Genomic DNA, 25731 nt, shown 5'->3' with positions numbered 1-25731 from the left:
GAAAATATTAAGAAAAGCGGTATATATACAAAAACCGGAGACAAAGGACAGACGTCGCTTGTCGGAGGTATGCGAGTTGCTAAATCGCATGTACGTCTTGATGCGTACGGAACAATTGATGAGTTGAACTCGTTTGTAGGTTCATTGAGATGTGTTATAACAGAAGAAAATGATACAGAATTCCTATCATTCATTCAACACAAACTATTTACAGTAGGATCATATCTTGCAACCGAAACGGAAGCTATATCGCCTAAGGCTGCAAGTATTATTACGGAAGAGAATATTGCTTCGATCGAGCGTCAGATGGACGAAATTGACAGCAAACTTCCAAGAATACGCCAATTCATTCTTCCGGGAGGAAGCGAAGCTGCAGCTCGTGCACATATATGCCGTTCGGTATGTCGTAGAGCTGAGCGTTGTATGCATCGCGTGAAAGCTGAATATCCGGTTGAGGATCGTATTATGATCTTCGTAAATCGCCTGTCAGACTACTTTTTCTTATTGGCTCGTAAAGAGGCAAATAAAAATGGAGTAGAAATATTCTGGAAACAGGACTGATATTCCAAATATTATTATATTTTTGCGAAAAACAATATAGAAACAATAATATAAACTTAAATATAACAGAGAATTACCATGTACTGGACATTAGAACTAGCATCAAAGCTTGAGGATGCACCTTGGCCTGCAACTAAAGACGAACTTATCGATTTTGCTCAACGTTCGGGAGCGCCTTTAGAAGTAATTGAAAATCTTCAGGAGTTGGAAGACGAAGAAGAGATATTTGACACAATCGAAGATATTTGGCCGGATTATCCGAGCAAAGAAGACTTCTTCTTTAACGAAGACGAGTATTGATGCACAAAAGCTTAAACAGAAAGGTTGGAACAGAAAAGTTCTGACCTTTTTTGTTCCAACAAAAATAGAATAGTAATTTTTTTAGTTGAATTCAGTAATCATATCTAAAGGTTACATTTTTTCCGTCTGTCAGATATGTCCTATTGTCTTCGTTATTAAATTTTTCATTGAGTTTTTCCTTAATATCTTCTGACTTGTAATTATAATGTCTTTTATTCAAGAATCCGACCGAGCGTATTGTAGGATGATCGAGTATAGGATTCAGATTACCATCTCGGATTGTCGTATTTACAAAACGAAAGTCTATTAGGTGAGGAAAATTATCGAGAAAACCAAGATTGTCTATTGGTGCACAGTCATTCAAGTATAATACCCTAAGGTGTTTCAATTGTAATAGTTCTTCTGTAAATTCAAATTTCTTGGATTGATTGATATGTAAGAACATTAGAGAACCTTTGATTCCAGCTATACCTCTGTCGTTGAGTAGTTTTAAGCAATAGTGTAATTCTAACCTCTTTAAATTTTTATACTTTGCTATTCCCGATAAATCATTAATATTAGCTAAGTTGAGTTCTATAAATAATAACTTGTCCGATTTAGGTAAGCTGTCAAAAGCTTCAAGTTTTTTCTTAAGGTGCCAAATAATTGCATATTCGGAATTAAGGAAAGCATCGGTGTCTAATTCGAATTTCTTCACTCCAAAGTCTGCTTGAAAAAACTTACCTTCTTGTAGTTTGTCAAATGCTATAGTATTAAATCTCCAGTCCATTATTTAATAAGTTTATTTACTCTAAAAATAATTCTAACTTTGTCATGTTGAGAATCCCTATTGACTTAATTCGTTCTAACAATGATGCAGCTACTTTTATCCGAGCATGGAAAAGCTTTATGTATTTCGTTCGAATTTAGAAAGTTAATTTCTTTAATTTTCGTAAGATCCTCTTCTTTAAAACTAGATTCATCAAGAAATATTCCATCTATTATGTAAAAAGGATTATTTCCTATTTGCACATCAGGAAATAGAGAGATAGCTAGATGATTTAGATAAAATTTGATAACATTGTCAACGTTATTAAATGAAATTCTATTTCTACCATTGAATGATATGTATTTTATATCATTCAGATCACCCCATCCTTCACGTTTGAATTTGTAAGTTATTAGATGATTCGTTTTACAGGAACAAACAGAACCATAACCATGAGCAATAATATTTAGGATACTATCATTGAACATTGAAACATCACATAGATACTCATGACAACTATTGCCCCATGTATTGGCTTTAATAATTAGAGAACTGTCATTCATATTGATATATAGTATCTCGTCTCGTCCTAAAGAGCAAATTTTGGAGATATTTTGTTTATTGACAGAATCAAGAAGTAGTCCATGCGATCTGATAATTTGCTGATTATCTGTTCCGGGTAGAATACATGTTCCAGACAGAACCTTATTTTTAAGAGGAAAATTGAAAACTATGGAGTCAATATTGAGTCCGATATTATCTGTATTTTTTGATTCTATAACAGTTGAGTTCTGTGCGTAGCCAGGAATTACAATAATAAACAAGATGAATATAATTAATTTATTCATAGTAAGTATTATATGATGAAAGCTAAGGTAATGAAATTTAATTGAGATAAGAGGTGTTTCTCGTTAAAAAGTAACACTTGTGTACAGTTTTTTATCTGTTTCAAGTTTGTATATTTCCCGTATTTCAAAGAACCTTTTTAGGTAGAGATAAAGTTATTACCGAAAAACTATTAACTTTAGCTATCACAATAATTCAAAACGCCAATTACTATGAAAATCAAAATGCTGTTATCTTTTTTGATAATAATATCCTCGTTGTCGATGAAGGCTCAGGATACGAAAGAGCAAAAGATAAAAACTGAAGTTTCCGAAGCTACAGTATTTATCAATGGAGCGCAGGTTCTTCGTAAAAAGACAATTTACATCCCTGCGGGTAAATCGACTCTCAAGTTTACCGATCTGTCGCCTTATGTTGATGCCAAAAGCATTCAGATAAAGCTTGCCGGCGATGCAATGGTTTTAGGAGTAAATTATCAGACAAATACCGAAGAAGTCATTAAAAAGGTATCGGCCGAAAAAGAAAATGAACTAGATAAAAGGCTCGAAGAAGTGACTCGACAACTTGTGGCAGCTAAAACCTCGAAAGAGTTGATTCAGGATGAAATAGCTTTCCTGAATGAGAATAAGAAGATAGGAGGAGCGAATACGGGTATCAGTCTTTTGACATTGAAAGAAACAGCCAACTATTATCGTGAGCGAATGACCGCACTAAAGACCCAACAGAATGAGATATCAAAAAAAATAAGTCAGCTTGAATTCGAGCAGCGGATGATAAACAATTCGTATACGCTAGAGGGTGGTGATAAGCCGATGCCTAAAGGGGAAGTAGTGGTAGAGATTGATGCAAAGCGAGCAGCAAACGTAAATGTAGAACTGACATATTATGTACGCAATGCCAGTTGGTTCCCAAGTTACGATATACGGAGTACAAGTATCGACAAGCCTATCGAGCTTATTTATAAAGCGAATATTCTGCAAAACACGAAAGAAGATTGGAATAATGTGAAATTGAGTATTTCATCAGCCAATCCAAATTTGGGTACAGTTGCTCCGCGCCTGCGTACCTATTTCTTGGATTATAATGTTGCTCCGCCAAAGTACGATGTCAATATTGACGATAACGAGATAAAAGGAGCTGTTTACGATACAAGTGGCGAGCCACTGATTGGGGTTTCGGTGATGATAAAAGGTACAACCATAGGAACTGTTACCGATGTAGATGGTAAGTTCGCACTCGCGATCCCTAACAATGCTCGAGAGGTTGAGTTTAGTTATGTGGGATTCAATAAAAAGATATTGCCTATTTCCCGTTCGTTTATGAGTGTCCAATTGGAAGAAAGCCAGCAGATGCTCGAAGAGGCAGTTGTCGTTGGATATGGCTCGCATTTACAGAGAGCTTTAGCCGGTTCTGTTGCTGGTGTTAATGTTGAAAAACCTAAAGAATCTTCGGTCATAATAAGAGGTATGAGCTCTTTACCCGCTCGTCAGGATATAGCTATGCCTACCGAGGTAGTTGAGAATCAAACAGCCGTTGAGTTCGATGTCAAAATACCTTACACAATCAAATCCGATAATAAGAATACGATTGTTGAAGTTGAGCGTTATGCGCTTCCTGCCGATTACGAATACTATGTAGTACCTAAGGTTAGTAAGAATGTCTTCCTATTGGCCAATATTACCGATTGGAATCAGTATAATCTGCTGGAAGGCGAAGCAAACATATTCTTCGAGAATACATATATCGGAAAAACAATTATCGATACACGTAGTGTAACTGATACTTTGAGTGTATCCTTAGGTCAGGATAAGAGTATTCTTGTGAAGCGTGAAGCAGTCAAAGAAAACACTTCGAAGAAATTTCTGAGCAACAAACGTGAGGATACAAAATCATGGAAAATAGATATTCGAAACAATAAAAATCAGCCGATCAATCTTACGGTACTCGATCAGGTTCCGGTTTCACGCCGAGATGAAATTGAAGTTATGGTAGAAGATCAGTCTAAAGGGTTGATTAATAAAGAAACGGGTGAAGTGAAATGGAATCTGAAAATGAAACCTTCCGACAAGAAAGAATTAAACTTGCGGTATAAAGTAAGATATCCGAGTGGTAGAAACCTCTATATCGAATAATAATAAAACGATAAATCCCCAACAAGATCTTTGTTGGGGATTTATTTTGTCCTATCCTTAAGGAGATATTATAGCATTACTATTCCTTCTATGCTGGCAGCCTGACGATAATAGATTATTACATCATCAGCATCGTTTACAGCTGTTTTTATTGTTAAGCTGGTGTATTTACCGTTCTTGCTGTCGCGCGATGAGATATTGGCTTCTGCATTTTCGTAAATGGCATGCAATTTGGCAATAGTTGCCTGTTCGGCAGGAACTATAAATTTAAAGATGTAATTGGTAGGAAACGTGTGCGTCAACATCAATTTCTCTTTAAAATTCACATAAAAATCATCAGCCTGAAGATTTTTATCATTTTCTATAACTTCAAATTTCTTTTCCATATCAATTCCTTGACAACTATTATACCAAATATTTAGATGTGCCATGATGGCAGTTGCTATCGCTTTTTTTCGTAAATTCGTCTAACTAGTACTTAACTCAACCTAAAACCAAAGTTTTTATGGCACTATTTGATTTGAAAGGACGGGTTGCTCTGGTTACAGGGGCTTCGTCGGGATTAGGATCGCGCTTCGCCAGAGTGTTGGCAGATCAGGGCGCTGATGTAATTGTTGTAGCTCGCAGACTCGAAAGACTGGAGCAATTAGCAAAAGAAATTGAATCGAAAGGAGCTCGATGCTTAGCACTGAAGTGCGATGCCACAGTCGAGGCTGAGGTGGTGGATACGGTGAAGAAAGCTATCAGCCATTTCGGAAAGATAGATATCCTTGTCAATAATGCCGGAATAGCTCTGGGCGGAAATGCGGAAAATGTCAGTCTGGATGATTTCAAAAAAGTGATGGATGTTAATATCAACGGCGTGTTCACTTTTGCCCGCGAAGTAGGGAAGAATATGATTGATAACAGATATGGGCGAATTATAAATGTAGCCTCGATGTATGGTATGGTTGGCAATAAATTTAGTGCCGCATTGTCATACCATTCGTCTAAAGGGGCAGTTGTCAACTTCGCTCGTGGATTGGCGGCTGAATGGGCAAAATACAACATTACGGTAAATAATATCGGTCCGGGATTTTTTGACTCCGAAATGACCGGCGATTTTATTAATAGCGATGCGTTTACTAACTTTGTCAAGAATATGACATGTCTGGAACGCGCCGGACGCCCTGAAGAACTAGACACAGCTCTTGTCTTTTTGGCAGCTGATGGCTCTAGTTACATAACCGGACAAACCATATTTGTTGACGGAGGTTGGACGGCTATTTAGTGAAAGTTTGCACATAACACGAAATAAAATACAAAATGAAGAAACTACTATTTATATCAATTCTGGCTTTGTTACCTTTCTTTGCGTCGGCTCAGAAAATTGATTATAGCACAGTCGATGACTTTACGGGAAAGACCGTTATTCGAACTAATTGGACAAGATTTGAAGCAAAGACTCCATCTAGTGTTAAGGTAGGGAGTCGAAAAATATTTAATAGCTACTTTATGTTCCGTTACGAAGAAGGTCATGTATATCTTCATGTAGAGTGGATAGGGAGTGTCATGACAATGAAAAAGGGATCCGAATTTCAGCTTAAGTTGAAAGATGGCAGTGTCTCAACTATAACGGCTGTTGATGATTTTATAGCTAATACTGATGTATATACAGCTGTTAATTTCTTCAAATCTGAAGATGACATTGGCAGTAAAAATATTCTTCATACTGTTTATGAAGGTGATTTGTCTCAATTGTCGGAATTGAATCTACCTGAAAAATTACGAATCAGCTCAGTTTATGGTTCTGAGGTTTTCGACATTGACTCAAAAAATGCCCGTCGATTGGCAAAAGCATATAAGTTAATTTCGGATGAGATTAAAAAGAGTGAATCAAAATAACTCATAGACGGGGTAGCAATTCATTTTGTATAAAAGAATAATAGCCAATAACTGATCGCTCAGCTGTTGGCTATTTTATTTTACGATTGGTGTGCTTTATTCTCCGCCGACAGTCAATTTTCTGACCAATACCGATGGCAATCCTTGTCCAACGGGTATTCCTTGTCCGTCCTTGCCGCATGTCCACGATCCTTCGTCAATCTTCAGATTGTTTCCAACCATCGTTATGTCAGCCAGAGCTTTCGGCCCATTTCCGATGATGTTGATGTCTTTTATCGGCTGAGTTAATTTGCCATTTTCGATGAGGTAACCGGTTTTTACGAAGAAAGTAAAATCTCCGGCTCCAATCTGCACTTGCCCATTGGTGAAATTGTCGACATAAATTCCTTCTTTCACCGATGCAATGATATCTTCTTCTCTGTCCGATCCATTCTCCATGTATGTTACACGCATTCGTGGCATCGGAGCATAGCGAAACGATTGGCGTCGTCCGTTTCCGGTTGGATTGACTCCATAATGTTTGGCACTGATTCGGTCGTGAAGATAGCTTTCGAGGACTCCATCTTTAACGATATATGTACGTTGGCTCTCTATTCCTTCGTCATCGAAGTTGATACTACCACGAGTATTATCGATCAATCCGTCGTCGACAACATTGATCTGCGTATCGCATATCTTCTTGCCCAACTGATCGCTGAAAATAGATGTCCGTTTACGGTTGAAATCGGCTTCGAAAGCATGTCCAATAGCCTCGTGAAGCAAGATTCCCGATCCGCCTGCACCCATAACGACGGGCATTTCTCCGCCTTTAGGCTTTATGGCTTCAAACATCAGTCGCGTTTGCTTTACAGCTTCCTGAGCCAGAGTCTCAATCAGATCGTCTGACAGAAATTCGAACCCTTTGCGATATGCGCGCGAAGCGTATCCGCTTTCTATTTTGCCATCTCGTTGCATGACACACGATCCGTACATCAGACACATAGGGCGATAATCCCATGTTAGCGTTCCTTCCGAGTTGAAGAATAAAATATATGATGTAGAGTCGTTGAGGCTGACCGATGCTTTTATTACATTCTCGTCTAGCTCGAATATACGGTTGTTCAGTTGTTGTACAAAATCTTTTTTGTCAGCTACCGAAACATCCAGCCATTCGCGTTGTATGCGGTATCTGTTTGTGAATACGGTATCTTTTATCTCTACGGGATTCTGCTTTTTCGTTGATGTTGCTATTGATGCGGCCGTTCGTGCAGCTGTGAGCAAGCTTTGCAGATCGGTGTTTTCCACGAAAGCATAACCAGTTTGATCGCCAGCGATGACACGTATTCCCACTCCGAAATCTATATTAGAAGCTGTGCGGTTTACCTGATTATCGCTTAGGGAAATGGAATTGCTGAATGTATTTTCGAAAAATAAATCGGCATAATCGCCGCCTTTACTCATGGCTTCGGCTATCACTTTCAGCAGATCTTCGCGACTTACGGCGAAATGTTTTAGTATATCTTCGATCGATTTTATCATTGTTGAGGAGAAATTACGTGATTAGCCTCCATTTTCTTGAATTGCTTGATTTGCATAGCAAACAAAATACCGGTAAGAACTGTGGCCAAAACATCGGCTAGTGGTAGCGATGCCCATACACCATTCAGTTCGAAGATTGGAGGTAGAATGAACAATGCCGGAATAAGGAATATAAATTGGCGGGTAAGGCTTAGGAATATTGATTTTCCAGCCATGCCGATACATTGGAAAAAGTTCGTGATTACAATCTGAAAGCCGACAAGAGGTAGCGCAACTGTAATAATGCGTAAAGCTTTTACCGAAGCGTCTGCCAATTCTGCACTCGGGTTGAAGACTTGTACCGATAGTTGAGGAATCAGCATTCCCAGAATAAGTCCGATGGCACCAATACTTACTCCGACTTTGATTGTATAGTTTAGAGCTTCTTTTACACGGGAAATCTTTCTCGCGCCATAGTTGTAACCTACAATAGGTTGCATACCTTGTGTCAGACCGACCATTACCATGATGATAATCATAACAAGTGTATTTGCGATAGCGTAAGCTTCGATAGCTACATTACCGCCGTATTCTCTGAGCTGATTATTTACAAGAAATACTACCGTCGATGATGCGACTTGTATCATAAACGGAGACAATCCGATGCTGGCAACCGACCATATTATTTTCCAGTCCATTTTCATATTCGAAGGACGTAGACGTAGCATGCTGTTTCGATTCATAAAGTGATGCATTACGAAGCATAGCCCGATAAACATGGATATGATTGTTGCGATGGCTGCTCCCTTGATACCCATTTTGAACCAGAAGAGAAAAATCGGAGCAATTATTATGTTTGCTACTACACCTATTAGCATTGTGTACATTGCTTTTTTGGGGTAGCCCGATGCACGCATCATACTGTTGAAGTTGAAGCACATTGCAAGAAATATATATCCCGGCAGCAAATATGCCATAAATTCGTGTGCATAAGGATAGGTTTCTTCTGTTGCACCGATCAGGTGTAAAATGGGTTCCAGAAATATATAAAGCAATACTACTGTTGTTCCGGTAAGAATAAGTGTCATCAGAAAAGATGTACCGATGATTTTTTCGGCAGTTTCCTTATCTCCTTTTCCCAGAAAAATCGATATTCTACTGGCCGAACCGGCACCTACTAGCATACCTACAGCCGCAGTTATATTCATCAGTGGCAGTGCAATTCCAAGTCCGCCGATCGCATGATCTCCCAATCCGGGAGTATGACCGATGTATACACGGTCGATAATATTGTAGAGAGCATTTACCATAGTTCCTACAATGGCAGGAATGGCATATTGCCAGATAAGCTTACTTATCTTTTTGTTCTCCAGTTCGTTGATGTTAGCTGTATTATTTCTCATTCTTAGGGCTTTATTTTCCAGAAGGTCTTCTATGTGTAAGAAGAAAAACAGGATCCGCAAAGTTACAATTCTATTTTCTATTGACGAAATAAGAGAGCTTTCTTTCTTACGCTCTCTTTTAACGTTCAGATTTACTTTAGAATGTTTGTGTTATCATAAAAAAGGTTATTTTTGTGGGATATTACTATACAAAACTGTTCTATGGATAAAATTTCAATAATAGTTCCATGTTATAACGAAGAGGAAGCACTTCCTCATTTATACGATGCCCTGAAAAACTTAATGACGACAATGTCTGATCAGGAATTTGAAATAATTCTTGTGAACGATGGATCGAAAGATAAAACTATACAATTGATGCGTAAGTATTCCGAGATGGATCTACGTGTACGCTTTGTCTCATTCTCACGCAATTTTGGTAAAGAAGCAGCAATATTTGCAGGACTTAAGGCAGCTACGGGCAATTATGTATCGCTAATGGATGCCGATTTGCAAGATCCTCCATATTTATTGGACGAAATGTATACGTTTTTGAAAGAAAATGAAGAATACGACTGTGTCGCAACACGTCGTGTAGATAGAAAGGGAGAACCCGTAATCAGATCATATTTTGCTCGCAAGTTCTATAAGATAATGAATAAGATATCGGATACCGAAATGGTTGATGGGGCTCGCGACTTTCGTCTTATGAGTCGTCAAATGGTAGATTCGATATTGGAATTGTCGGAATATAACCGTTTTTCGAAAGGTATATTTGGTTGGGTAGGGTATAAGACTCATTGGATTGCCTTCGAAAATGTAGAGCGTATAGCCGGCGAAACAAAATGGTCTTTCTGGGGACTGATGATGTATTCTTTCGAAGGAATTGTTGCATTCTCAGTGCGTCCGTTGTATATAGCCTCTTTGTTGGGAATATTGTTTTGTTTCATAGCCTTCGTCATCATTTGTGTTGTCATAGTGAAAACACTGATCTGGGATGATCCTGTTCAGGGTTATCCGTCGCTGATGTGTGCTATCTTTTTCATAGGAGGAGTACAGCTCTTCTGTCTCGGAATCTTAGGCCAGTACTTGTCTAAGACCTATCTCGAGACCAAGAGACGCCCAGTGTATGTAGTTAAAGAAACAGACAAGAATAGCAAAGTGTAACCTTGAGTTGACATTTTTATACATTTTTTGTTTGTTTGATCAAAATAAAAAAGTATTTTTGTGCAGCCTTAAATTAGGTATGTTTACTTAACTTGTTCAAATTGATTTTAAATACTTTATAACTAGTAAGTTATTTATAATTATAATTCGGTGTCAAAACCTTTAATGTAGATATATGGACTCTACTCTTGTAATTACAGTACTCTTTACCGGAATGTTTCTGGTATGTGCCGGTTTGGGCGCAGCCTTGCTATTATCGCCGCAATCATTCAATGCTCAGAAGGGTGAACCTTATGAGTGTGGTGTTCCCACAAAAGGTACATCTTGGATGCAATTTAGAGTAGGATACTATTTGTATGCTATTCTTTATCTGATGTTCGATGTTGAGGCAATATTTTTATTCCCTTGGGCAACGGTAGTTCGCGAACTGGGAATGGCAGGTGTTATTAGTGTATCATTCTTCTTATTATTTTTAGGCCTAGGTCTGGCTTATGCTTGGAGGAAAGGAGCGTTAGAATGGAAGTAAAAAATGTTTATATAAAAGGTATTCCTCACGAGGAATTTAAAGATAATGAGTACCTTGAAAAGTACGTTGAAGAACTGCGTGAGAACGGAGTTCCATGCGTTGTAGGGAAACTTGACGATTTGATAAACTGGGGTAGATCGAACTCGATCTGGCCTTTGGCGTTTGCTACCAGCTGTTGTGGTATCGAGTTTATGGCTGCTGCTGCTGCTCGTCACGACCTTGCCCGTTTCGGGATGGAGGTGACGCGTAATAGTCCCCGTCAGGCCGACTGTATTGTGGTTGCCGGAACTATCGTTCATAAAATGGCTCCACTGTTGAAACGTGTTTACGATCAGATGGCCGAACCAAAATACGTAGTTGCTATGGGTAGCTGTGCTATTTCCGGAGGTCCGTTTGTTGACTCGTATCATGTTGTGAAAGGTATTGATGAGTTTCTTCCGGTTGATGTGTATATCCCTGGATGTCCTCCTCGTCCTGAAGCACTATTCTATGGTTTGATGCAGTTGCAGCGTAAGATCAAACTTGAAAGATTCCTTTTCAAGGTTGATAAACCAAAAGCGAAAAAAAATAATACGAAATAACTTTTGATTGAACAGCTAAATGGAAGAAATCAAAAAAGTCATACTAAATACTGTACCCGAAGCAGTAGTAGAAGAAAAGCAAAAACTGACTGTAACAGTTGAGCCTGATAAACTACATGCTTTGGCTAAAGAACTGAAAGAAAACCCTTCTACAAAGTTCGATTATTTGGTGCAATTGACAGGTGCAGACTGGGGTGAGAAATTAGGTGTAATCTATCTACTTTCTTCGTCAGAAGATTTATCACGCGAGGTGGTACTAAAAACCGGAGTTGCTGATAGAGAAAATCCGCTACTTTATTCGGTTACAGATTTATGGGGAACGGCCGATTTTAATGAACGCGAAGTTTATGCCATGTTCGGTATCCGTTTCATCAATCATCCGGATATGCGTAAAATATTCCTTAACCAAGATTGGGATGGATATCCGCTTCGTAAGGATTATAATGACAGCCCAGCATTGAATCCTGTAAACCTTACAAGTAAAGAGATCATAGACAGATCTTATTCGCTGAAAGAAACAGCATCAGGATTGAAAGAAGAGTGGTATAACATCTTCGAAAAAGATGACTATGTTATCAACATAGGACCACAACACCCTTCTACGCATGGTGTTATGCACTTCCGTATGTCGCTTGAAGGAGAGATAATCTCAAAAATAGATCCACACTCAGGATATATTCACCGAGGAATCGAAAAACTAAGTGAAAAACTAACTTACCCTCAAATATTACATTTCACAGATCGTCTTGACTATTTATCGGCTCACATCAACCGCCATGCATTGTGTATGTGTGTTGAAAAAGCAGCTGAAATAGAAGTGCCATTGCGTGCACAACACATTCGTGTTATCATGGACGAGTTGACTCGTATTGCATCTCACCTTCTATCATGGGGTACAATGTGTATGGATATGGGTGCTACGACAGCCTTTATCTATGGTATGCGCGAGCGTGAATTGGTACTTGATATATTCGAAAAATCATCGGGAGGACGCTTCTTGCCTAACTACAATGTAATAGGTGGAGTGATGTTCGATGTGCACGAAGATTTCGAAAAAGATATAAAAGAATTCATTCCATTCATGCGTGAGCAATTGAAAATGTATCACAAACTGTTTACTGGTAATGTGATTGCTCAAGGACGTATGAATAAAATCGGTATGTTGACTCGCGAAGATGCTATATCGTATGCAGTTTCAGGACCGGTAGGACGTGGATCTGGTTTTGCGTGCGATGTGCGTAAACATGCTCCATATTCGTTATATGGTCAGTTGAAATTTGATGAAATTGTAAGAGACGGAAACGACTCGTTTGCACGATACATGAACCGTCTTGATGAAATAGAACAATCGATGCGAATCATTGAGCAATTGCTTCCTCTTCCAGAAGGAGACTTCCTTGCTAAAACGAAAGCCATTATCAAACTTCCGGAGGGAGAATACTTCCAACGTGTTGAGGCGGCTCGTGGTGAATTCGGTGTATTTATCGAAAGCCGTGGCGATAAAGTTCCTTATCGTCTGCACTTCCGATCTCCATCTATGACGCTTGTCGAAGTAATGCCTATCATCTGTAAAGGTGAGAAACTATCAGACTTTATCGCCATCGGAGGTTCTATGGACTATGTAATTCCGGATATCGACCGATAAAATAGAATGTATTAACTAAGATATAATATAACAATAGATATGTCGTTATTATTTACCCTCGAATTAACCGGCCTTTTAGAGCTATTGAATGACACACTATACGAACATCTTCCACGTGCTGGAGCTATTGCTGTTCAATGTGTTCTGATAGGTTTGGCTTTACTTACGGCCTATGCAGTTATTGCATTGATTCTGATCTATGTTGAACGTAAGATTACAGCGTTTTTTCAGAGCCGTCTTGGTCCTAACCGTGTAGGTAAGTACGGTTTGATACAGAGTCTTGCCGACATGATCAAGATCTTGCTGAAAGAGATTATCTATGTCAATAAAGTTGATAAATTCCTATTCTACCTGGCTCCATTTTTTGTGATCGGAGCTTCGATGATGACTTTCGGAGCACTTCCTTTCGGTAAAGGTCTACAAGCAGTGGACTTAAATATCGGTGTGTTCTATCTGATTGCAGTATCATCACTAGGTATCATTGGAGTACTATTGGCAGGATGGGCAAGTAACAATAAATTCTCGATGATTGGTGCAATGCGAAGCGGTGCTCAGTTTATCAGTTATGAGCTATCAGCTGCATTGTCATTAATGACTATCGTAGTATTAATGGGTACAATGCAATTATCGGAGATAGTAGAACAACAACACTATCTACATCAGTGGACAATTTTCAACGGACATATTCCAGCTATCATCGCATTTGTAATTTATCTGATATCGGGACACGCCGAAACAAATCGTGGACCATTCGACCTTCCTGAAGCAGAGTCAGAATTGACAGCAGGTTATCATACTGAGTATTCTGGTCTTCAATTCGGTTTCTTCTACTTGGCCGAATATCTGAATATGTTCATCATTGCAGGTATCGGAACAACAGTATTCCTTGGAGGATGGCAAGCTATCCAAATTCCGGGATGGGAGGGATTCAATGCTGTTATGACTGCTATACCATCTTATGTTTGGTTCTTTGCAAAAGCATCAGCACTAGTATTGCTGAGCCTTTGGGTACGTTGGACATTCCCACGTTTGCGCATCGACCAGCTGTTGAACTTAGAATGGAAATATATGTTGCCGATCAATATGGTTAACCTGATCCTGATGGTAATCGTAGTTGTTTGCGGATTAACACTGACTGATATCTTCAGTTAAATAATAGAAGAATAAACAGATATAATTAAGATATAAAATGACTGTTGGACAATATTTCTCGGGTCTATTTAAAGGCATTAAGTCGCTCTTGACAGGGATGACTGTTACGGGACGTGAGTTGTTTGCTAAAAAAGTAACTCAGCAATACCCTGAAAACAGAAAGACTCTTGTTATACCAGAACGTTTCAGAGGTAACTTGATAATGCCTCACGACGAAAATAACGAACACGCTTGTACAGCATGTGGTATTTGCCAGATGAACTGTCCGAATGGGACTATCACAGTGAAATCGATGATGATTGAAACAGAAGAAGGCAAAAAGAAGAAAATACTAGATGAATACTACTACAATCTGGGTACATGTACATTTTGTAACCTATGTGTATTGACTTGTCCTTCGGATGCTATCAAATTTGATGGCGATTTCGAGAACTCGGTATTCACAAGAGCTAAATTGACACACAAGCTGAATAACGAAGGCTCGAAACTTCGTGAAAAGAAAAAAGCAGCTCCGGCTCCGAAACCTGCAGCTCCGGCTGAAAAAGCTGAAACTAAGCCTGCAGGACCTGCTAAAGAAGAAGTGAAAACTGAAGAAGCAGCTAAACCTGTTGAGGAGAAAAAGGCAGCTGAAGATAAAAACGTAAACGAATAAATAACGATAGCGATTATATCAAAGATATTATGACAACAGAACAAATAGTATTCTCGATTTTAGCAGTTATCATTACCGGCTTTTCACTATTGGCGGTAACAACACAACGTATAATCCGATCGGCTGTGTATCTGCTATTCGTACTGCTTGCAACAGCAGGTGTGTACCTATTGCTCGGATATCAGTTTCTTGCAGCAACACAAGTTATCGTATACGGAGGTGGAGTAATGGTGTTATTCATCTTCTCTATATTCCTGACACACGATCCGGGTAAAGTGATTGAATTCGAAAAACCAAAAAGAATGGTTATCTCGGGGCTCATAGCATTGGCCGGACTAGGTATCTGCGGACATGTAATTTACCACAACGTGAACAAATTATTCCGCTTTATACCGCAGACTCTGGATATGAAAGAAATCGGTCTGACGCTGATGGGTACCGGTAAATACCAATACATGTTGCCTTTCGAAGCAGTGAGTTTGTTGTTGCTGGCATGTATCATCGGAGCATTGATGATTGCTCGCAAAAAATAATAAAAGAAAAGCTTAAAATATAGATTATGAACAATATACCTGTAGAAGCTTATTTAGCTGTAAGTACAATCATGTTTTTTATAGGAGTTTACGGATTCCTGTCTCGTAAAAATATGATCATGGTTCTGATTTCTGTCGAACTGATGCTCAACGCTGCCGATATCAATTTCGCGGTATTCAACCGTCTGTTGTATCCGGGTCAGCTCGAAGGCTTATTCTTTGCTCTGTTTGCTATAGCAATTGCAGCAGCCGAAACGGCAGTAGCTATCGCTATCGTCATCAACATCTATCGCCATTATAAGAGCATCTATGTTGATGAGAACATAACTGAAATGAAAAACTAAAATTATAAAGGTAAGAGTTAATAGATATGGATCAATTTAGTTACTCGATACTAATCCTTGCAATACCGGCTGTGATGTTTCTTATTCTCGGTCTGGGTGGTAAGTATATGAAACCCGTAGTTGCGGGAGTTTTAGGAACAATCGGACTGTCGGTCATGGCTATCTTGGCTTATATGACAGCATACGACTACTTCTTTGTTGTAGGTCGTGCAGCCGATGGCGCTTATCTGCCAATCATAAATAACTTAGTAGACTCGTGGTTGCCATTCTACAAAGACTTGAAAATTAGTCTTGGAATGTACCTTGACCCAATTTCGGTAATGATGCTTGTAGTCATCACTACTGTATCGTTGATGGTTCATATATATAGTTTAGGCTATATGCATGGCGAAAAAGGTTTCCAACGCTACTATGCATTCCTATCGTTGTTTAGTTTCTCGATGTTAGGACTAGTTGTTGCAACCAACATTTTCCAAATGTACATATTCTGGGAGCTTGTAGGAGTATCTTCATTCCTATTGATCAGCTTCTATTATATGAAACCTTCGGCAGTAGCTGCAGCCAAGAAAGCGTTTATCGTAACGCGTTTCGCTGACTTCTTCTTCCTTGTAGGTATCCTGATCTTATCGTTCTACTCAGGAACATTCGATTTCGCAACTCTTACCGATCCTAACGCAGCATTTATAGGAACAATTGCCGGACAATCGTTCTTAGGATGGTCGGTACTATCTTGGGCATTGATCCTTATATTTATGGGTGGTGCCGGAAAATCTGCAATGATGCCGTTCCACATCTGGTTGCCGGATGCGATGGAAGGTCCGACGCCTGCTTCAGCGTTGATCCACGCTGCAACGATGGTTGTTGCCGGAGTATTCTTGGTAGCACGTCTATTTCCTCTATTCAATATCGACTTAGGTACTGACGCAATACATGCAATTGATATTGTGGCTTGGGTAGGTGCAATAACTGCTCTGTTTGCTGCAGTTGTAGCATGTACACAAACCGATATCAAACGCGTATTGGCGTTCTCAACTATATCTCAGATTGCGTTCATGATCACAGCTCTTGGAGTTTCAGGATTTGGTGGTCACGAAGGATTAGGATATATGGCTTCAATGTTCCACCTATTCACACATGCATTCTTCAAAGCATTACTATTCTTAGGTGCAGGAGCAATTATCCATGCAGTTCACAGCAACGAGATGAAAGACATGGGAGGTCTTTGGAAAAAACTTCCGATCACATTCATCACATTCGGTATAGCATGGTTGGCTATTGCAGGTATTCCTCCGTTCTCTGGATTCTGGAGTAAGGACGAAATCCTTGCAGCAGCTATGGAAAATAACTTCCCAATCTATTGCATATTGACAGTTTCGGCTGCACTGACAGCATTCTATATGTCACGCTTGTTCTTCCGTATATTCTTCTACGATAACAATAAGAAATACGAGCACGAACCGCACGAAGCTAGTCCGGTGATGACTATTCCATTGATTATTCTTGCAATATTCGCATTCGGAGCAGGATTTATTCCATTCGGAGAATTCGTAACTTCAGATGGTAAAGAATATCACATTCATGTAAATATGACAGTAGCTGCAGTAAGTACAATTATCTCGATTCTGGGAATAGCTGTTGCTTATGTGATGTACTTCAAGAAAAATGCACTACCTGATAAAGTTGAAAAAGCATTCGGTCGCTTCTACACATGGGCTCTTCACAAATTCTATTGGGATGAACTATGGTTGTTTGTGACTCGCAAAATAATATTCAATTGCATATCTCGTCCAATCGCATGGTTTGATAAGAAATTCGTTGACGGATTTATGGATTCGTTGGCAACCGTAACTCAAGCTGCTGCCGATAAGATCAAAGGATACCAATCGGGACGTTTGCAACAATATGCTGCCATGTATATCTTGGGAGTACTGATTCTTGTTGTCGGATTTGCATTTGCAATCGTGAGTTTTATAGTTAAGTATTAATCAGGCAAAGCTAAAAATATAAAGAGATGACTTTTCTTTCATTATTTGTACTAGTTCCCGTAGTCATGTTGCTGGCATTTATTCCTTGCCGCGACATTAAACAAGTACGCACCGTAGCGGTCGTAGGGGCGCTTATCGAAATGGCACTATCATTAGTGTTGCTATATATGTTCTTCCAAGAAAGAGGGGCAGGTAATACGGCAGATATGCTATTCACTTATAAAGCAATGTGGTTCGAATCACTGAATATCACATATTCTATCGGAGTTGATGGTATATCGGTTCTGATGCTACTACTTACAGCTGTAATCGTACTGACAGGTACCTTTGCCTCATGGAATATAAATCCGATACCGCGTGATTTCTTCATCTGGTTGACACTCCTTTCAATAGGAGTTTACGGATTCTTTATTTCACTTGATCTATTCACGATGTTCTTCTTCTACGAGATCGCATTGATTCCGATGTATTTGTTGATCGGTATCTGGGGATCGGGACGTAAAGAATACTCGGCAATGAAGCTTACGTTGATGTTGATGGGTGGATCTGCTTTCCTTTTTGTAGGGATACTTGGTATGTACTTCTGCTCGCCAATGGTTCCGGTTGATATCAACGGTGTAACAACAATGATGCACACATTCGATATTCAAGAGATTCTGAAAGGCGGAATAGATGCAGGAGCACAATATTGGATATTCCCACTTACATTCGTAGGATTTGGTGTGCTAGGAGCTATGTTCCCATTCCATACTTGGTCGCCTGATGGTCACGCCGCAGCACCAACAGCAGTATCTATGCTTCACGCAGGGGTATTGATGAAGCTTGGAGGTTATGGTTGTTTCCGTGTAGCAATTCACTTGATGCCAGAGGCAGCTAACGAATTGGGATGGATTTTCCTTGTACTGACAGGTATTAGTGTTATTTACGGAGCATTGGGAGCTATCTCTCAAACAGACTTGAAATTTATCAATGCATATTCTTCGGTTAGTCACTGTGGACTTGTATTGTTTGCAATATTGATGTTGAACCAAACGGCAACTACCGGTGCTGTGATGCAAATGTTATCGCATGGTTTGATGACAGCCCTATTCTTCGCCTTGATTGGTATGATTTATGGACGTACTCATACACGTGATATTCGCGAATTGGGAGGTTTGATGAAGATTATGCCATTCTTGAGTGTGTCTTATGTGATTGCCGGTATGGCTTCGCTAGGACTACCGGGATTGAGCGGTTTCGTTGCAGAGATGACAATTTTTGTTGGATCGTTCGAACACCCAGATATGTTCCACCGCGTATTTACTATCGTTGCAATATCTTCTATCGTTGCAACTGCAGTTTATATCTTGAAAGTGGTTGGAAAGATTCTTTACGGACCAGTACAAGATCCTCATCACTTGGAATTGACTGATGCTGTATGGCACGAGCGTGTAGCTGTTATAGGTTTGATCGTTTGTGTTGCCGGAATGGGTCTTTTCCCAGGATGGATTTCAAATATGGTTAGCGAATGTTTGACATATTTGGCATAACAAGATAAATAGGAAACAAGAGTAAAAACATTGTAATTAAATATATAAGATGGATTTGAGTAATTATTTGTTTATGAAGCATGAGTTATCACTCGTCGTAGTATTCCTCATTCTGATTATCTACGATCTGTTTGCTTCAGACAATGCTAAGAAGTTCTATTTCCCATTTGCCTGTTTGGTATTTTTGGCTCATACAGTATTCTGTTTCTTCGTGAAGGACGATGTCGAAGCATTCCACGGAATGTACGTAACAGGTCCGGCATATCAGTTGATAAAAAACATACTGAACGTAGGAACATTCATCATTATACTACAAGCTCGTGAGTGGTTGGCAAAACCAGATGCGATTGTAAAACGAGGAGAGTTCTTTATGATCACGATACTGACATTATTCGGTATGTATCTGATGATCTCGGCAGGACACTTCCTATTGTTCTATATCGGACTAGAAACAGCTTCACTTCCATTGGCTGCATTAGTAGCATTCAACAAAAAGAGCTTGAAATCGTCAGAAGCGGCTGCTAAATATTTGTTCAACGCTATATTCTCGTCAGCAGTAATGATATTCGGTATATCGTTGTTATACGGAGCTTGCGGAACATTGTATTTTGCAGATATGTCATCGGTGCTTTATTCAGGTCCGTTAATGATCATGGCAATGATTTTCTTCATGTCAGGTCTATTCTTCAAAATATCTCTTGTCCCATTCCACCAATGGGCACCTGATACATACGAAGGAGCACCTACAACAGTTACTCTTTACTTGTCTACAATATCAAAAGGAGCAGCAGTATTTGCTTTGATGGCAATTCTGTATAAAGTATTCCCAGTGATGTCAGAAACATGGCAAGCAATCATCTGGATTCTTACATTGTTGACCATTACTATCGGTAACTTATTTGCACTTCGTCAAGATAACTTCAAACGATTCTTAGCTTACTCGTCAATTTCTCAAGCCGGATTTATCATGCTTGGTTTGTTCTCGGGAACTCAGATGGGTATGACATCTACTATCTACTATGTGCTAGTATATGTATTCTCTAATGCAGCTACATTCGGAATTATCTCGGCTGTTGAGAATAAGACAGGTAAGATGAATATCTCGGATTATAACGGTTTCTATAAAACAAATCCGGCATTGACATGGGCAATGACTATCGCGATGTTCTCGCTAGGTGGTATTCCTCCTACAGCAGGGTTCTTTAGTAAAATGTTCGTGTTTACGGCAGCATTGCAAGATGTAAATCCGCTTAACATAGTATTGGTCGTATTGGCATTCTTGAATACAATCATTTCACTATACTACTATCTGATGGTTGTAAAAGCAATGTTTATCAATAAGAATAATAATCCAATTGAAAAACTATCAACTGATAGCTATTTGAAATTATCTATCGTAATAGCAATGATCGGTATTATTGTTGTCGGAATGGCATCATGTATCCATACATATATTGATAGTGCAAGCTTTGGAATATTTTAAGGAAAATAAATAATATATAATAAAATAAAAAATCAGCACGAACTTCGCTTGAAAAAGCTTTGTTTGTGCTGATTTTTGTTGTGAAATTCGAAAACTAAATATTAAACAAATATGAACCTATTGACATTATTGCAAGCCACAACTACTGTTGCCGAAATCTCAGCCGATTCGTTAAGTACACAGCCAGTTGTCGAAGAGAGCTACTTTTCATTGGTACTAAAAGGAGGATGGATATTATTGCCAATATTCCTACTGTCGTTACTAGCTATCTATATAATTATTAATAAATGGCTACAATTAAGCCGTATTACAAAACGTGACTCTATTTGGCTATCACGAGTAACAGAACTAGTGAATGAAGGTAAAATAGACAAAGCTATCAAAGTATCGGCCGAAAGACCATATGCTTCAGCTAAAGTAGTTATCGCTGGATTGAAAGAGGTTGACAATCCGATGGAAGATATTGATAAAGCTATGGAAGTAGAAGCTGGTCAGCAAATGGTAGAGCTGGAAAGTCAAATGACTTATCTGGGCGTAACCGCTTCAATTGCACCTATGCTAGGATTCTTGGGTACAATCTTCGGAGTAATCAAGATATTTTATGATATTGCCAAAACAAATGACTTGGCTATCGATACGATATCTACAGGTCTGTATCAGAAAATGATTTGCTCGGGAGCAGGTCTATTGGTCGGTATCATAGCATACGCTGGTTATACTATTTTGAATAGCCGTATTGATAAAGCTGTAGCAACTATTGAAAAAGATTCTAACGAAGTACTTAAAGCTGTTAGACAATATAAAAAGACGAAACCAACAGTATAAGGTTTAAAAACAGAAGAAAATGAAGATTCAACGCAAAAAGAGTAGAGCGGCCGAAGTATATACTGCTTCGCTCAACGATATTATGTTCTTCTTGCTACTGTTTTTCCTTATCATATCGACATTGGTTACTCCGGCTGCAATTAAAGTATTATTGCCAAATGCTTCGTCATCAGAACAAGTGGTAACCAAGAAAAATATAAATCTTTCAGTAACTGCCGATTTGCGTTACTATATCGATAATCAGGAAATAAGTAAAGAAGAAATTGAACCTGCGTTAGCAGCTCGTATGGCTAACAAAAAAGAAAATGAAGAATTGAATGTCCTGTTACAAGCCGATCGAAATCTTAGTCTTCAAGATGTGGTTGATGTAATAGATATAGGTAATAAGGTGAAAATAAGAATGATCTTATTCACTCAGAAACCTAAATAGATTAGATTAAAAGGATAATTATATATATTTTTGAAATAAAATGATGAGATGTGCAACGTTTCATCATTTTATGCATCTAATATATTGAAGCATATTATGAACGAAGAGCAATTGATAGCTGGCTGCCAGAAGCAAGACCGGATAGCTCAAAAAGCACTCTACGAAAAGTATTCGAGGTTGCTATTTGGGATATGCTTGCGCTATTGCCCCGATGTGTCTTCTGCTCAGGATCTTCTTCAGGATGGCTTCATAAAAGTATTTACGAGCATTCAGTCTTTTCAGGGGAAAGGATCGTTCGAAGGATGGCTCAAGCGTATATTTGTAAATCTGGCATTGGAAAATATACGTAAAGACAAAAAGATTCTTCAGTTTACGGATGATATTCAGAACTATTCGGATAGTAATGAGTTGACTGATGATGACGATATAAGTTTGATACCCGAGAAAGAGCTACTTAACATGATACAAGAATTGCCTAAAGGGTATGCAGCAGTATTTAACTTGTACGCAATAGAAGATTATTCTCATAAAGAGATTGCCGAACTGTTGAATATAAATGAAAGTACATCACGTTCTCAATATGTAAGAGCAAGGCAAATACTGCAGCAAAGAGTAAAACAATACATTAAAGATAATAATTGAAGTGACTAGAGGTGAAGATAAAATAAAGGATCTGTTTTCCGACAAGCTGAAAGACTTTCAGCCGGAAATCCCTGCATCGTTATGGGCTGGGATTGAAGACTCTTTGTCTGAGCAACAAATAGTCGCAGAGCCTGCGAAAAAGAGATTCTCTCTACGTACAGTAGTTAGTATTGTTGCGGCAGCGGCAGCTATTGTTGGAGCTATCTTTGTTGTAGATAATATGTTCGAAAAACCTGGTAATATAGCAAATAAAGAGATTGCTCAAGTATTTGATACGCCAAGAATCGACGATCATATAGAAGGCCATAAAGTAGATACCGAAGCGCAATTAGCTCAGAATAATGCAGTAGAACCAGCAAGGACTCATGTTCGAACAGCAAAATTATTCAGTTCTGAAAAAGAGGATACTGCGGTTGATACTAATGCTGATGGCATAAGTGTATATACAGACTCTTCGAAAGAAGATCAAACAGAATTTGAAGTTAAGGATAAGCCCGTTACTCGCCAAGCAGACATACAAGAAGAGCCAGCTCGCAAGATAACATCTGATGAAGCCGTAAATATTCTGAAAGCGCAAAATAATCAGTTGACAGATGAGAAGCCTATGATAGAGAAGAAGAAACGTGGAGTTGATAATTTTGCTCTAGGTTTATCTTCAAGTGCCAATGTCCTTAGTTCGAGCCACAGTCAACGGGGTTCATCTACGTTCAAAGTATCACCAGCTACAGAAGATGATATTAATATAATCTCTCTATACTCTGGAGAGAATACTAGTAAAATGGAACATGATCAGCCCGTATCTTTCGGACTGACAGTTAGTAAAGGTATTGCCCCTAATCTGAGTATCGAAACAGGTGTAGTGTATACATTTTTATCTTCGACTATTAAAACAACCGGAGCATATGAGATGCGCGAAAAGCAAAAATTTCACTATCTTGGTGTGCCGCTAAATCTGAACTATACATTTTTGCGTCACAAGCGATTTTCTTCTTATGTCTCAGCTGGAGCTATGATACAGAAAGATATAAAAGGGACTCATAAAGGAGGATTGCAGAATAGTAAAGAAAAAAGTGGAACGATGGCTCAAGTGCTGAACTCGATAGAGATGTCGAAAAATATAAAACAAGATAATCCTCAATTCTCAGTGCAGACTTCTGTTGGTATATCGTATCGTATATACAATGGATTGGCAGTACAAGCTAGAGTAGGAGGAGCATATTACTTTGATGCATCGAACGAATATCGTACAATTTATTCAGACAGAGATTTTCAACTTGATCTGAATCTAGGGCTTAAATGGGAATTCTAAAAAAGAAACTAATCATTAAAAATTAATTTATAAATAAGATGAAAATCACAAAATTATTAACAGTTGGTATAATGTCAGCACTGATGTTGACATCTTGCTTAGGAGATTCGGATAGTAAAATTTCCGGCGAAGCTTTTGCATTTAAAGGTATATGGGGCGAAGATCTAAGATCATCCTTGAGATTAGGAAATGCATATGGCCTCTATGGTGGATATAAAATTCTAGATGAAAGCAATAAAGTTTTAGATGGAGATTTTGCTGAAATATCTTATACTCTTACGAATCCTTCGAATGGTATTAATGAGGCTGATAATCTAACAATAAAGAAGAAATATCTTGAAGACGAGCAAAATAGAGTTAATATTCTAGCAGAAGGAGAAACGCTGGATGAGGGTGAAATATATTTGTCAAATGTTGCTATTGGTGCATTTGCTCGCGACCAATTCTTAGGTGATCGTTGGTTGTTTGCCTTCTCACCAGTTGAATCTAAAGAAGCATCAGATGCTTATATCTATTTTTATTACGATAAGAATAGACAAGTAGTAGGATCTACAGAGCAAGATGAATATGGTAGACCGCTAGAAGATGTACCAGTTGAAAAGAATCAAGTTGTAATTGATATAAGAGTATACAAAACTAATAGAACTGGTAGTTCTGCATTTTTGGCTAAAAGTGCTACAACAAATAGATTTGTAGCTAATTTGCAGAATTTTAGATATTTTATAGAAGGCTCAAATATTATTGATGTAGAAAAGGCAAAAGAACAAAATTATTTAGATCAATACGACCAGAATCAAGTGGCTATTTTGTTCCGTTATATTCAAGAGAAAGATAATAAAGATAAGAATGGAAAAATATATGTAGAACGTTATTTAGGAACTACAAATATTATGAATTCAGCAACTAGTTCTGTATTTTATAGTATGTCATTTTCTTCACTTAATTGATTTGTAGAAGAACAATAGATATAAAGAGGGAGCTATAGCTCTCTCTTTTGCTTTTTAGCTCTAAATTTATCACCTTTGTAATACTTTAAAGTATTTGGTATGACTGTATTTTTAGAATATTTGCCTCAAATTATAGCAACAGCTGCTGTTTTTTTGATAGTTCCGACAATAAAATATCTGATGCGCAAGTATATTCGTTTCTTTACCGAAAGAAGAGGTAAGACCGAAGCGCGTATGTTGCAAGTGATACACCTTACATCGTGGGTTATCAATATATTCGCTATTTTTGTTCTAATAGTAATATGGGGCGTAAAAGCAGAGGATATACTGGTGGCCTTGGGATCTGTACTACTATTTGTGGGTGTTGGCGTATTCGCTCAATGGTCAATCCTAAGTAATGTGACGGCTGGTTTGGTAATTTTCTTCTCCACACCATTCCGTATTGGCGATCGTATTGAAATACACGATAAAGATTTACCAATGAAAGCTACTATTGAAGGCATTATGACATTCTACACACATCTTAGAACTGATGATGGGAGTTTAGTTGTTATATCGAATACCTTATTCCTTCAAAAAACAATATCTTTGTTAGAAGAGAGAATTGAATCATAATTGAAAATAAAAAAAG

Annotated in this window: 27 protein-coding genes; 22 read left to right on the top strand and 5 right to left on the bottom strand. The window is 38.5% G+C overall.

Annotated elements, in window-relative coordinates; genetic code table 11:
- The first annotated feature begins 6 nt into the window (after nucleotides 1-6).
- Both C1A06_RS02515 and C1A06_RS02510 read left to right on the top strand, forming a co-directional pair.
- Complete coding sequence (locus C1A06_RS02515) at nucleotides 7-561, top strand: cob(I)yrinic acid a,c-diamide adenosyltransferase (RefSeq protein WP_101688861.1); 555 nt, start codon at nucleotides 7-9, stop codon at nucleotides 559-561.
- A 78-nt stretch (nucleotides 562-639) separates the two neighbouring features.
- Nucleotides 640-861: a DUF2795 domain-containing protein gene (locus C1A06_RS02510; RefSeq protein ID WP_101688658.1), complete on the top strand. Its 222-nt coding sequence runs from the start codon at nucleotides 640-642 to the stop codon at nucleotides 859-861.
- Nucleotides 862-952: 91 nt separating this feature from the next.
- Here C1A06_RS02510 and C1A06_RS02505 read toward each other — a convergent pair whose 3' ends face one another.
- Complete coding sequence (locus tag C1A06_RS02505; RefSeq protein ID WP_101688657.1) at nucleotides 953-1630, bottom strand: hypothetical protein; 678 nt, start codon at nucleotides 1628-1630, stop codon at nucleotides 953-955.
- Between the two features lie 65 nt (nucleotides 1631-1695).
- Nucleotides 1696-2457, bottom strand: coding sequence for a hypothetical protein (locus C1A06_RS02500; RefSeq protein ID WP_101688656.1), 762 nt, complete (start codon nucleotides 2455-2457; stop codon nucleotides 1696-1698).
- Nucleotides 2458-2667: 210 nt separating this feature from the next.
- Between C1A06_RS02500 and C1A06_RS02495 the strand changes: the two genes are divergently transcribed.
- Complete coding sequence (locus C1A06_RS02495; RefSeq protein ID WP_101688655.1) at nucleotides 2668-4587, top strand: DUF4139 domain-containing protein; 1920 nt, start codon at nucleotides 2668-2670, stop codon at nucleotides 4585-4587.
- Nucleotides 4588-4655: 68 nt separating this feature from the next.
- On the opposite strand, the gene C1A06_RS02490 is transcribed toward C1A06_RS02495, so the two are convergent.
- Complete coding sequence (locus C1A06_RS02490; RefSeq protein ID WP_245871985.1) at nucleotides 4656-5018, bottom strand: DUF493 family protein; 363 nt, start codon at nucleotides 5016-5018, stop codon at nucleotides 4656-4658.
- 74 nt (nucleotides 5019-5092) lie between these two features.
- Between C1A06_RS02490 and C1A06_RS02485 the strand changes: the two genes are divergently transcribed.
- Complete coding sequence (locus C1A06_RS02485) at nucleotides 5093-5857, top strand: SDR family NAD(P)-dependent oxidoreductase (protein ID WP_101688654.1); 765 nt, start codon at nucleotides 5093-5095, stop codon at nucleotides 5855-5857.
- A 35-nt stretch (nucleotides 5858-5892) separates the two neighbouring features.
- Nucleotides 5893-6471, top strand: a complete 579-nt coding sequence (locus C1A06_RS02480) for a hypothetical protein (RefSeq protein WP_101688653.1) — start codon at nucleotides 5893-5895, stop codon at nucleotides 6469-6471.
- 96 nt (nucleotides 6472-6567) lie between these two features.
- Here C1A06_RS02480 and C1A06_RS02475 read toward each other — a convergent pair whose 3' ends face one another.
- Both C1A06_RS02475 and C1A06_RS02470 read right to left on the bottom strand, forming a co-directional pair.
- Nucleotides 6568-7989: a TldD/PmbA family protein gene (locus C1A06_RS02475; RefSeq protein ID WP_101688652.1), complete on the bottom strand. Its 1422-nt coding sequence runs from the start codon at nucleotides 7987-7989 to the stop codon at nucleotides 6568-6570.
- The gene (locus C1A06_RS02470) at nucleotides 7986-9371 is read right to left on the bottom strand and encodes an MATE family efflux transporter (protein ID WP_101688651.1); all 1386 of its coding nucleotides are present in this window, start codon (nucleotides 9369-9371) and stop codon (nucleotides 7986-7988) included. Before C1A06_RS02470 ends, C1A06_RS02475 begins: the two co-directional genes overlap by 4 nt.
- A gap of 201 nt (nucleotides 9372-9572) precedes the next feature.
- Here C1A06_RS02470 and C1A06_RS02465 point away from each other — a divergent pair, with 201 nt between their 5' ends.
- From C1A06_RS02465 to C1A06_RS02385, 17 genes are all read left to right on the top strand, one after another.
- Nucleotides 9573-10517 carry a glycosyltransferase family 2 protein gene (locus tag C1A06_RS02465; RefSeq protein ID WP_101688650.1) on the top strand — a complete coding sequence of 315 codons (945 nt, stop codon included), beginning with the start codon at nucleotides 9573-9575 and terminating at the stop codon, nucleotides 10515-10517.
- 175 nt (nucleotides 10518-10692) lie between these two features.
- Nucleotides 10693-11043 carry an NADH-quinone oxidoreductase subunit A gene (locus C1A06_RS02460; protein ID WP_101688649.1) on the top strand — a complete coding sequence of 117 codons (351 nt, stop codon included), beginning with the start codon at nucleotides 10693-10695 and terminating at the stop codon, nucleotides 11041-11043.
- Entirely contained in the window at nucleotides 11034-11624 is a 591-nt protein-coding gene (locus C1A06_RS02455) for an NADH-quinone oxidoreductase subunit B (RefSeq protein ID WP_101688648.1), read from the top strand. Before C1A06_RS02460 ends, C1A06_RS02455 begins: the two co-directional genes overlap by 10 nt.
- Before the next feature lie 19 nt (nucleotides 11625-11643).
- The gene (locus C1A06_RS02450) at nucleotides 11644-13269 is read left to right on the top strand and encodes an NADH-quinone oxidoreductase subunit D (protein WP_101688647.1); all 1626 of its coding nucleotides are present in this window, start codon (nucleotides 11644-11646) and stop codon (nucleotides 13267-13269) included.
- Nucleotides 13270-13308: 39 nt separating this feature from the next.
- A complete protein-coding gene (gene nuoH / locus C1A06_RS02445) occupies nucleotides 13309-14421 on the top strand; it encodes an NADH-quinone oxidoreductase subunit NuoH (RefSeq protein ID WP_101688646.1) in 1113 nt (370 codons plus the stop codon).
- A gap of 37 nt (nucleotides 14422-14458) precedes the next feature.
- Nucleotides 14459-15073: a 4Fe-4S dicluster domain-containing protein gene (locus C1A06_RS02440; protein ID WP_101688645.1), complete on the top strand. Its 615-nt coding sequence runs from the start codon at nucleotides 14459-14461 to the stop codon at nucleotides 15071-15073.
- Nucleotides 15074-15102: 29 nt separating this feature from the next.
- Nucleotides 15103-15606, top strand: a complete 504-nt coding sequence (locus C1A06_RS02435) for an NADH-quinone oxidoreductase subunit J family protein (RefSeq protein ID WP_101688644.1) — start codon at nucleotides 15103-15105, stop codon at nucleotides 15604-15606.
- Nucleotides 15607-15632: 26 nt separating this feature from the next.
- Nucleotides 15633-15950, top strand: coding sequence for an NADH-quinone oxidoreductase subunit NuoK (gene nuoK, locus C1A06_RS02430; protein WP_101688643.1), 318 nt, complete (start codon nucleotides 15633-15635; stop codon nucleotides 15948-15950).
- Nucleotides 15951-15976: 26 nt separating this feature from the next.
- A complete protein-coding gene (gene nuoL / locus C1A06_RS02425) occupies nucleotides 15977-17935 on the top strand; it encodes an NADH-quinone oxidoreductase subunit L (protein WP_185116803.1) in 1959 nt (652 codons plus the stop codon).
- Between the two features lie 26 nt (nucleotides 17936-17961).
- Entirely contained in the window at nucleotides 17962-19464 is a 1503-nt protein-coding gene (locus C1A06_RS02420; protein WP_101688641.1) for a complex I subunit 4 family protein, read from the top strand.
- Between the two features lie 49 nt (nucleotides 19465-19513).
- Nucleotides 19514-20947, top strand: a complete 1434-nt coding sequence (locus tag C1A06_RS02415) for an NADH-quinone oxidoreductase subunit N (RefSeq protein ID WP_101688640.1) — start codon at nucleotides 19514-19516, stop codon at nucleotides 20945-20947.
- 111 nt (nucleotides 20948-21058) lie between these two features.
- On the top strand, nucleotides 21059-21772 hold the full coding sequence (locus tag C1A06_RS02410; RefSeq protein ID WP_101688639.1) for a MotA/TolQ/ExbB proton channel family protein: 714 nt from the start codon (nucleotides 21059-21061) through the stop codon (nucleotides 21770-21772).
- A 19-nt stretch (nucleotides 21773-21791) separates the two neighbouring features.
- Nucleotides 21792-22202: an ExbD/TolR family protein gene (locus tag C1A06_RS02405; RefSeq protein ID WP_101688638.1), complete on the top strand. Its 411-nt coding sequence runs from the start codon at nucleotides 21792-21794 to the stop codon at nucleotides 22200-22202.
- Between the two features lie 96 nt (nucleotides 22203-22298).
- Nucleotides 22299-22844 carry an RNA polymerase sigma factor gene (locus C1A06_RS02400; RefSeq protein WP_101688859.1) on the top strand — a complete coding sequence of 182 codons (546 nt, stop codon included), beginning with the start codon at nucleotides 22299-22301 and terminating at the stop codon, nucleotides 22842-22844.
- Nucleotide 22845: 1 nt separating this feature from the next.
- Nucleotides 22846-24153, top strand: coding sequence for a putative outer membrane beta-barrel protein (locus C1A06_RS02395; protein ID WP_101688637.1), 1308 nt, complete (start codon nucleotides 22846-22848; stop codon nucleotides 24151-24153).
- A gap of 38 nt (nucleotides 24154-24191) precedes the next feature.
- Complete coding sequence (locus tag C1A06_RS02390; protein ID WP_101688636.1) at nucleotides 24192-25100, top strand: hypothetical protein; 909 nt, start codon at nucleotides 24192-24194, stop codon at nucleotides 25098-25100.
- Between the two features lie 99 nt (nucleotides 25101-25199).
- Nucleotides 25200-25715 (top strand): mechanosensitive ion channel domain-containing protein, encoded by a 516-nt coding sequence (locus C1A06_RS02385; RefSeq protein ID WP_101688635.1) that lies wholly within the window; start codon nucleotides 25200-25202, stop codon nucleotides 25713-25715.
- Nucleotides 25716-25731 lie beyond the last annotated feature (16 nt).

Source organism: Dysgonomonas massiliensis (assembly GCF_900240225.1).
GTDB classification, from domain to species: domain Bacteria; phylum Bacteroidota; class Bacteroidia; order Bacteroidales; family Dysgonomonadaceae; genus Dysgonomonas; species Dysgonomonas massiliensis.
The sequence above is the reverse complement of the archived record's forward strand: the minus strand, read 5'-3'. Positions and strand labels throughout refer to the sequence as shown.

Bases quoted from the DNA above. Each gene is read 5' to 3' on its own strand.
- C1A06_RS02510 (WP_101688658.1), top strand. From the start codon at position 640: ATGTACTGGACATTAGAACTAGCATCAAAGCTTGAGGATGCACCTTGG.
- C1A06_RS02465 (WP_101688650.1), top strand. From the start codon at position 9,573: ATGGATAAAATTTCAATAATAGTTCCATGTTATAACGAAGAGGAAGCA.
- C1A06_RS02455 (WP_101688648.1), top strand. From the start codon at position 11,034: ATGGAAGTAAAAAATGTTTATATAAAAGGTATTCCTCACGAGGAATTT.
- C1A06_RS02435 (WP_101688644.1), top strand. From the start codon at position 15,103: ATGACAACAGAACAAATAGTATTCTCGATTTTAGCAGTTATCATTACC.
- C1A06_RS02500 (WP_101688656.1), bottom strand. From the start codon at position 2,457: ATGAATAAATTAATTATATTCATCTTGTTTATTATTGTAATTCCTGGC.
- C1A06_RS02470 (WP_101688651.1), bottom strand. From the start codon at position 9,371: ATGAGAAATAATACAGCTAACATCAACGAACTGGAGAACAAAAAGATA.
- C1A06_RS02410 (WP_101688639.1), top strand. From the start codon at position 21,059: ATGAACCTATTGACATTATTGCAAGCCACAACTACTGTTGCCGAAATC.
- C1A06_RS02415 (WP_101688640.1), top strand. From the start codon at position 19,514: ATGGATTTGAGTAATTATTTGTTTATGAAGCATGAGTTATCACTCGTC.
- C1A06_RS02400 (WP_101688859.1), top strand. From the start codon at position 22,299: ATGAACGAAGAGCAATTGATAGCTGGCTGCCAGAAGCAAGACCGGATA.
- C1A06_RS02495 (WP_101688655.1), top strand. From the start codon at position 2,668: ATGAAAATCAAAATGCTGTTATCTTTTTTGATAATAATATCCTCGTTG.
- C1A06_RS02440 (WP_101688645.1), top strand. From the start codon at position 14,459: ATGACTGTTGGACAATATTTCTCGGGTCTATTTAAAGGCATTAAGTCG.
- C1A06_RS02450 (WP_101688647.1), top strand. From the start codon at position 11,644: ATGGAAGAAATCAAAAAAGTCATACTAAATACTGTACCCGAAGCAGTA.
- C1A06_RS02420 (WP_101688641.1), top strand. From the start codon at position 17,962: ATGACTTTTCTTTCATTATTTGTACTAGTTCCCGTAGTCATGTTGCTG.
- C1A06_RS02475 (WP_101688652.1), bottom strand. From the start codon at position 7,989: ATGATAAAATCGATCGAAGATATACTAAAACATTTCGCCGTAAGTCGC.
- C1A06_RS02460 (WP_101688649.1), top strand. From the start codon at position 10,693: ATGGACTCTACTCTTGTAATTACAGTACTCTTTACCGGAATGTTTCTG.
- C1A06_RS02390 (WP_101688636.1), top strand. From the start codon at position 24,192: ATGAAAATCACAAAATTATTAACAGTTGGTATAATGTCAGCACTGATG.
- C1A06_RS02405 (WP_101688638.1), top strand. From the start codon at position 21,792: ATGAAGATTCAACGCAAAAAGAGTAGAGCGGCCGAAGTATATACTGCT.
- nuoH (WP_101688646.1), top strand. From the start codon at position 13,309: ATGTCGTTATTATTTACCCTCGAATTAACCGGCCTTTTAGAGCTATTG.
- C1A06_RS02385 (WP_101688635.1), top strand. From the start codon at position 25,200: ATGACTGTATTTTTAGAATATTTGCCTCAAATTATAGCAACAGCTGCT.
- nuoL (WP_185116803.1), top strand. From the start codon at position 15,977: ATGGATCAATTTAGTTACTCGATACTAATCCTTGCAATACCGGCTGTG.
- C1A06_RS02485 (WP_101688654.1), top strand. From the start codon at position 5,093: ATGGCACTATTTGATTTGAAAGGACGGGTTGCTCTGGTTACAGGGGCT.
- C1A06_RS02490 (WP_245871985.1), bottom strand. From the start codon at position 5,018: ATGGCACATCTAAATATTTGGTATAATAGTTGTCAAGGAATTGATATG.
- nuoK (WP_101688643.1), top strand. From the start codon at position 15,633: ATGAACAATATACCTGTAGAAGCTTATTTAGCTGTAAGTACAATCATG.
- C1A06_RS02505 (WP_101688657.1), bottom strand. From the start codon at position 1,630: ATGGACTGGAGATTTAATACTATAGCATTTGACAAACTACAAGAAGGT.
- C1A06_RS02480 (WP_101688653.1), top strand. From the start codon at position 5,893: ATGAAGAAACTACTATTTATATCAATTCTGGCTTTGTTACCTTTCTTT.